5 protein-coding genes are annotated in these 5657 nt (G+C 58.7%); 2 read left to right on the top strand and 3 right to left on the bottom strand.

Features of this window, described 5'->3' with window-relative positions:
- A partial coding sequence (locus tag BA1DRAFT_RS20945; RefSeq protein ID WP_036783465.1) for a SymE family type I addiction module toxin occupies positions 1-178 on the bottom strand: 178 nt, incomplete at its 3' end.
- 76 nt (positions 179-254) lie between these two features.
- Positions 255-647 carry a helix-turn-helix domain-containing protein gene (locus BA1DRAFT_RS20940; RefSeq protein ID WP_036783463.1) on the bottom strand — a complete coding sequence of 131 codons (393 nt, stop codon included), beginning with the start codon at positions 645-647 and terminating at the stop codon, positions 255-257.
- Positions 648-760: 113 nt separating this feature from the next.
- On the opposite strand from BA1DRAFT_RS20940, the gene BA1DRAFT_RS20935 reads away from it, so the two are divergent.
- Both BA1DRAFT_RS20935 and xerC read left to right on the top strand, forming a co-directional pair.
- Positions 761-3460 carry a CHC2 zinc finger domain-containing protein gene (locus BA1DRAFT_RS20935; RefSeq protein ID WP_036783461.1) on the top strand — a complete coding sequence of 900 codons (2700 nt, stop codon included), beginning with the start codon at positions 761-763 and terminating at the stop codon, positions 3458-3460.
- Between the two features lie 219 nt (positions 3461-3679).
- Complete coding sequence (gene xerC / locus BA1DRAFT_RS20930; RefSeq protein ID WP_072164837.1) at positions 3680-4735, top strand: site-specific tyrosine recombinase XerC; 1056 nt, start codon at positions 3680-3682, stop codon at positions 4733-4735.
- Positions 4736-4843: 108 nt separating this feature from the next.
- Here the strand turns inward: xerC and BA1DRAFT_RS23670 are convergent, their stop codons facing one another.
- The gene (locus BA1DRAFT_RS23670; protein WP_160170029.1) at positions 4844-4984 is read right to left on the bottom strand and encodes a hypothetical protein; all 141 of its coding nucleotides are present in this window, start codon (positions 4982-4984) and stop codon (positions 4844-4846) included.
- Positions 4985-5657 lie beyond the last annotated feature (673 nt).

Below are 5657 nucleotides of genomic sequence, written 5' to 3'. Positions count from 1 at the left end.
CCGTAATCTGGCCGCCGGTATTAAATCCCGCCTGTCTCAGCCACTGCCCCTTAAGATGTATCGCCGGGGTGGCGTTGTTGACCCTATTCCCGTTCGGTACATAGCCCACCGTGTAATAACGTTCTGTTTTCACGGCTTTATTTATCACCGCTTCTGCCTTAGAATGCGCCTTAGCCATCATTCAACTCCTTCTCAGTTGTTTGTGGTGAGCGGCTGTGACAGGGGGCAACCTGTCTCAGTCGCGCTATCTCTCTTTACTCTCTGTTATGACCAATTACCGTATCCAGCATCTCCGAAACGAACTTCTGTCTGGCTTTCGGCAACTGACTGATTATCTCAATCTGTTGTTCCAGCCGGGAACTGGGGCCCCGTTTACTATTACGCCTGATCAAGGGTAATCCAAGCAGTTCATCCAACGATAAATTCAGTATCTGCGCCAGTAATGGCAGAAGAGCCGCTGATACCTTTAGTCGCCCGCCTTCATAATGCGCCATTGTCTGCTGAGCAATCCCCAACTGTTCCGCCAGTTGCTGCTGCGTGAGTTGTTGCTCTTTTCGAGCCAGCGCAATCCGCGCGCCTAACTCTTTAAAGAATGTTTCATCCTTCGTCTTCATGGCCTGTATCTGCCTGTGAGTTAACCGTGCCATGAGGATACTCCCTGTTTTTAATCTTGCAGTTGACAATACTCTACTTTAGAGTACTCTGCAACAGAGTTATTTTTACTCTTTGCATCTTGACAGGTTTTTGGAGGAACAGCTATATGGCACGGATACCCGAAGCCGAATTACAACACCTGAAAAACGCCGTCTCCTTAGTGGCCGTAGCGGAACAACAGGGACGACAGCTAATTAAACGCGGCAAAGATTACGTGCTGCTGTGCCCGTTCCATCAGGAGAAAACCCCGTCAATGGTCCTCAGTCCTGAAAAAAACCTCTATCACTGTTTCGGCTGTAGTGCGGGCGGTTCAGTGCTGGACTGGGTAATGAACACCGAAAGCTTAAGCCTGCGCCATGCGGCGGAGCGGTTGCGGGCTTTATTAGGCAAAAATCCGGCGGTCGAGCCGCTGGTGACGCCTTCTGAGCCAACGTTGCTGGCCGAGGATGAAGCCGGCCGGCAGGCGCTGCTGCATCGGGTGGTTGAGTTCTATCACCACACGTTGCTGAACGCGCCGGAGATGCAGGCGTATCTGACACAGCGGCGACTCAATCACCCGGAGTTAGTCGCTCACTTCCGACTGGGCTTTGCCAACCGCACGCTGGGGTATCGCCTGCCGTCGAAGAAACTCAAACCGGGCGCTGAAATCCGGGCGCGACTGCGGGCGGTAGGGCTGATGCGTGAATCGGGTCATGAGCACTTTAGCGGAGCGCTGGTTGTCCCGGTGACTGGCCCTGAGGGGCAGGTCCGGGAGATATACGGGCGCAAAATCCGGGACCGGTTGCGGCCGGGGTCCGTCTATCATCTCTATCTGCCGGGTCCCCATCGCGGGGTCTGGAATGAAACGGCGCTGATGGCCTCGAAAAGCCTTATCTTGTGTGAATCCCTGATTGATGCGATGTCGTTCTGGGTCGCCGGTCATCGGAACGTGACCGCCGCTTACGGGGTCAACGGGGTGACGGCTGACCACTGGCTGGCGTTTGAGCGGCATGGCATCAAACAGGTCCTTATCGCCTTCGACAATGACAGCGCGGGCAATGAAGCCGCGGTGAAACTGGCAGAGGCGCTGCTGGCAAAAGGTATCACCCCGCTGCGCGTGATGTTCCCGCCCGAGACGGATGCGAATGAGTATCTGTGTCAGATGGCCGAGCCGGAAGCCGCCTTCGCCCTGCTGCTTGAGAGCGCGACGCCAATGTCAACGGCTGTTGCCGCGCGCGCGGAAGCAGAAGTATCCGCCGAAGCCGCCCCGCCTCCGGCTTTAGCCGCTGTTGTGACGGCGGGGCAACACCCGACGCCCGGCCTTCTCTGGGAAACGGGGGCTGACGGGGAGCTTAAGGTCTCGCTGGGCCGCCTGCGCTGGGGCATTAGGGGGTTATCTTCCGTGAAAGCGGGCGCGGTGGTCATGAAGCTCAATGCGCAGGTCATTGATACCCAAAGCGGCGTGATGTTCCTGGATGGCATCGACCTGATGAGCGCACGCAGCCGTCAGGGGTATGCCCGTATGGCAGCAACCGAGCTGGGGCTGGCTGAGGGAGATATCCGCCGGGCACTGGGGCAGGTGTTACTGGCCGTTGAGCAGTGGCAGCAGCAGGCGGAGATGGCAGCTGAACAGAAAACCCCGGAGATGAACGATGCCGAGCGGGCCGCCGCGCTGGCGCTGCTGCAAGACCCGAATCTGACGGCGCGTATCACCGCGGATTTAGCCGCCTGCGGGGTGGTGGGGGAATCCACTAACCTGCTGGCCGGCTATCTGGCCGCAGTGAGCCGCAAGCTCGCCAAACCGCTGGCCGTGCTGATACAGAGCAGCAGCGCGGCAGGCAAATCGTCCTTAATGGAGGCGGTACTCAATCTGATACCCCCGGAAGAACGGGTGCAATACAGCGCCATGACAGGGCAGAGCCTGTTTTATCTGGGCGACACCAACCTGCAACACAAGATACTGGCCATCGCCGAAGAAGAAGGCGTACGGCAGGCAGCCTATGCGCTCAAGCTGCTGCAAAGCGACGGCGAACTGACCATTGCCAGCACCGGCAAGGACGAAGCGACGGGCAACCTTGTCACCAAAAGCTACACGGTCAAAGGCCCGGTCATGCTGATGCTGACCACCACCGCCATCGATGTAGACGAAGAACTGTTGAATCGCTGTCTGGTGCTGACCATCAACGAATCGCGTGAGCAGACGGAAGCTATCCATGCGTTGCAGCGCCACCAACAGACCCTTGAAGGGTTGCTGGCTGACAATGAACGGAACTATCTCACCACGCTGCACCAGAACGCCCAGCGGCTGCTGCGTCCGTTGAATGTGGTCAATCCATATGCGTCGCAACTGACCTTTATGTCAGACAAGACCCGCACGCGCCGTGACCATATGAAATACCTGACCTTAATCCAGAGCATCGCCCTGCTGCACCAGCACCAGCGGGAAGTCAAAACCGCCGGGCATCGCGGGCAAAACCTTGAGTATATCGAGGTCACCAAAGACGATATCCGGCTGGCGAACAGCCTTGCGCATGACATCTTAGGCCGGACGCTCGACGAGATGCCGCCGCAAACGCGCAGGCTGTTGTTGCTGATACAAGGCTGGGTCAGGGAAAGCGGGCAGCCGCGCCATGACATGTTGTTTACCCGCAAAATGCTGCGTGATGCGGTGCAGTGGGGCGATACCCAGCTGAAAATCCACCTCTCACGGCTGGTTGAAATGGAGTACCTGCTGCTGCACCGGCGCGGACTGACGTTCATCTATGAGCTGCTGTTCGACGGAGAAGACAGCGACGCCGCACACCTGAGCGGGCTGATAGTGCCCTGAATAGCGCAGTATGAAATCGCCCGGTCGGGGTAAGGCATTAAGCGGTCGCCTGCCGGTCGGCATCAGGTCGGCAGGCGGTCGGGTGACAGGTATCAACGCAAAGTCAGGCACAACAAGGCTTCACAGCAAAGTGGTCGGGTTCAGCAAAAAATCACTGTTCCGACAGGACAGAATAAAAAAACCGTAGCATACCGACAGAACTCCCATCAGAGGCAGACGATGGAAACACAACCTACCCTTCACCGACATGACACACAGGGAAAACTTATGCAGACACAACACGACGTGACCCTTGCCACACTGCGCCAGCTTCTTGCGGCGTATCTGGAAATCCGCACGGTCAGCGGGCACAGTCTCAGCACGGTGTCCAACTACCGGGACGCCCTGACGCCTTTCGTGGACTGGTGTGAGCAGCGGTCGGTCTGTCACGCGCCGCAGGTGAGCTTAACGGTACTCGAAAGCTGGCAGCGTTATCTTCGCCATTATTGCAAGGCCGATGGCGAGCACTACAGCAACAACAGCCAGTTACAACGGCTGACCATGATACGGGTCTGGTTCCGCTGGTTATTACAGCGCCACCATATCCTGTATAACCCGGCGGAGCAGCTTGTTATCCCCAAAGCCGAGCGGCGTCTGCCCGCTCAGGTGTTGAGTGAAACAGAGACAGACCAGGTACTGACGAGTCTCGACGCACAGACCCCGCTGAAACTGCGCAACCGGACGATACTGGAAGTGTTTTGGAGTACCGGCATCCGGCGCATGGAGCTGATTAACCTGCGGCTGGGCGACATTGACAGGCATCGCGGGGTACTGGTCGTGCGGCAGGGCAAGAATCGGCAGGACCGGGTTGTGCCAATAGGCACGCGGGCACTGCACTGGCTGGAGCGGTATCTGGACCACGTACGCCCGCATCTGGCGTGGAAACATGACAGCGGGCACGTGTTTATCACCCGTAAGGGCAAACCGCTGGCCCGTACCACGCTGACACTGATGGTAGGCAAAACCATCCGTGAGGAAGCAAAGCTCAACAAACCCGGTGCCTGTCATCTGTTCCGGCATTCAATGGCAACGCAGATGCTGGAAAACGGCGCAGATACGCGCCACATTCAAGCGCTGCTGGGACACAGGAAACTGGAGACGACGCAAATCTATACGCGGGTGGCCATCGGTCACTTAAAGAAAGTGCATGAGCGGACGCACCCGGCAGAACGGCAAACACCGTCAGACGACAAACAGGCCGATAGCGACCAGCCGGACAGCCCGAAGCCGGACTGAACGCGCTGTGTTGCCGGACAATCTTAATGTTAGCCGGTTCCCTGTGAGCGCGTGGGGTGCAGTGAAAGGCAGACTGTGCGCGTCCCTGCGCACAGACTGCCGCCCTACCTACGGCGTGCCCGGCAGTAAATGCCGGCCGCCCGGCGCTGAACATCGGCGTTCTCGGTGACAATCGTTGCCGGTCAGCCGCCATTCAACATAATGTGACATTAAGCGCAATGGGCCTGAACGGCCCACAACGCTTAACAAACATTATGTCGGCGCCGCCCACCCAAGGGCGCTGCGCGGTCACCTCAACCCCGGTGCGCGGCTGGCCGCCGGGTTGAGCCTCTTAGCCCCCGTGGCGCGCAAGGCTGACGCCTTCCGCTGTCAGCCGCAGTGCTAAAACCGGCCGCCGCAGTCGCCGCCGTCCCTGGCGGCTCCGGTGTCAACATCCGCCTTAAGCCGTTGCCGGTCAGTCCGTCAGGGTCAACCGCCCTGAAGGCAGGCCAGCGAGCTGGCCGCGGTTTATTGCCCCCGCCCAACCCTGCTGCACTGGCTGCGTCCGGCTCGCAGTCGCAGGCTCCTTGCTCGTTCCCGTACTCGCCATCTCCGCCCCGTCCGCCCCCGCGGGCGGGGGCTCCCCGCTGAACCCGGTCGATAAGCGGGCTTCGCCAGCCCGCACCCGGCCAACCCGCGTCAGCGGCGCAGACAAGCTGCCCCGCCGCCCCGGGTTATCGAGAAAACCCGGTTCCGGCAGAAAAAACGGGGCGAAGCCCGATTATGACATCGGGGAAAAAATGCGCTAACATCGACAAAGTGCACCTCTGGGTTTTGGGTTCGCGCGGGTGAGTGCAGTGAGGCGAAGTGGCTCTTTAACAGGTTGTTATTAAAGAAAAAATTCTGACAAAAAAGTAGGGTTGTGTCGGGGCAGTCCCTAAGA

Source organism: Photorhabdus aegyptia (assembly GCF_000612035.1).
Lineage (GTDB): Bacteria > Pseudomonadota > Gammaproteobacteria > Enterobacterales > Enterobacteriaceae > Photorhabdus > Photorhabdus akhurstii.
This window is presented reverse-complemented; position numbering and strand designations above follow the sequence as displayed.

What these genes read in the sequence shown, in the direction of transcription:
- BA1DRAFT_RS20935 (WP_036783461.1), top strand. Translation starts at nt 761, where the DNA reads ATGGCACGGATACCCGAAGCCGAATTACAACACCTGAAAAACGCCGTC.
- BA1DRAFT_RS20940 (WP_036783463.1), bottom strand. Translation starts at nt 647, where the DNA reads ATGGCACGGTTAACTCACAGGCAGATACAGGCCATGAAGACGAAGGAT.
- xerC (WP_072164837.1), top strand. Translation starts at nt 3,680, where the DNA reads ATGGAAACACAACCTACCCTTCACCGACATGACACACAGGGAAAACTT.